Below are 1,582 nucleotides of genomic sequence, written 5' to 3' on the forward strand. Positions count from 1 at the left end.
ATGGACTTCCTTGTACTTTCTCCTTAGAAAGGAGGTGATCCATCCCCACGTTCCCGTAGGGATACCTTGTTACGACTTAACCCCAGTCGTCGGCCCCGCCTTAGACGACTCACTCCCTTTAAGGGTTATGCCGTCGGCTTCGGGCGTTGCCGGCTTCCATGGTTTGACGGGCGGTGTGTACAAGGCCCGGGAACGTATTCACCGCGGCATGCTGATCCGCGATTACTAGCGATTCCAACTTCATGAAGTCGGGTTGCAGACTTCAATCCGAACTGGGACGTCTTTTATGGGGTTCGCTTCCCTTCACAGGTTCGCTTCCCTTTGTAGACGCCATTGTAGTACGTGTGTAGCCCAGGCCATAAGGGGCATGATGATTTGACGTCATCCCCGCCTTCCTCCGGTTTGTCACCGGCAGTCTGATATGAGTTCTCAACTCAATGGTAGCAACATATCACGAGGGTTGCGCTCGTTGCCAGACTTAACTGAACATCTCACGACACGAGCTGACGACAACCATGCACCACCTGTATGGACGGTAACCTCCAACTTATCTCTAAGTCTTCGCGTCCTATGTCAAGGCCTGGTAAGGTTCTTCGCGTTGCTTCGAATTAAACCACATACTCCACCGCTTGTGCGGGCCCCCGTCAATTCCTTTGAGTTTCACACTTGCGTGCATACTCCCCAGGCGGAGGAGTCACTGCGTTAGCTTCGGCACCGGGGTCCTCCCTCCGACACCTGCTCCTCATCGTTTAGGGCGTGGACTACTAGGGTATCTAATCCTATTTGCTCCCCACGCTTTCGTGCCTGAGCGTCAGCAACAGTCCAGGCGGTCGCCTTCGCAACTGGTGTTCTTCCATATATCTACGCATTTTACCGCTACACATGGAGTTCCACCGCCCTCTCCTGTCCTCTAGCGTGCCAGTTTCCAAAGCCTGTACCGGTTAAGCCCGTACCTTTCACTTCAGACTTGACGCGCAGCCTGCGCACCCTTTACGCCCAATCATTCCGGATAACGCTTGCCACCTACGTATTACCGCGGCTGCTGGCACGTAGTTAGCCGTGACTTTCTGGCGGGGTACCATCAAAAGAAAAGCATTTCCTCTTCCCTTCCTTTTTCCCCCGCAACAGAGTTTTACGATCCGAAGACCTTCTTCGCTCACGCGGCATTGCTCGTTCAGGCTTGCGCCCATTGACGAAAATTCCCTACTGCTGCCTCCCGCAGGAGTCTGGGCCGTGTCTCAGTCCCAGTGTGGCCGATCGCCCTCTCAGGCCGGCTATGCATCATCGTCTTGGTGAGCTGTTACCTCGCCAACTAACTAATGCACCGCAGATCCATCCGTCCCCCAGGCAAACGCCTGTTTCAAAAGAAGAAGATGCCTTCTTCTTTCCTATGGGGTTTTAGACTTCGTTTCCAAAGCGTATCCCCCGGGTATGGGCAGGTTATCTACGTGTTACTCACCCGTTCGCCACTGATATCCGAAGATATCCGTTCGACTTGCATGTATTAGGCATGCCGCCAGCGTTCATCCTGAGCCAGGATCAAACTCTCCATTTGATATTGACTCAAACGCTTATGCGTTTA

Annotated in this window: 1 rRNA gene; it reads right to left on the reverse strand. The window is 53.5% G+C overall.

Features of this window, described 5'->3' with window-relative positions:
* Positions 1 to 27 precede the first annotated feature (27 nt).
* Positions 28 to 1,555: ribosomal RNA gene (locus tag Afil_RS10600) — 16S ribosomal RNA — on the reverse strand.
* Between the last annotated feature and the right edge of the window lie 27 nt (positions 1,556 to 1,582).

The sequence above is a fragment of the Allobaculum fili genome, from assembly GCF_020969955.1.
Classification (GTDB): domain Bacteria; phylum Bacillota_I; class Bacilli_A; order Erysipelotrichales; family Erysipelotrichaceae; genus Allobaculum; species Allobaculum fili.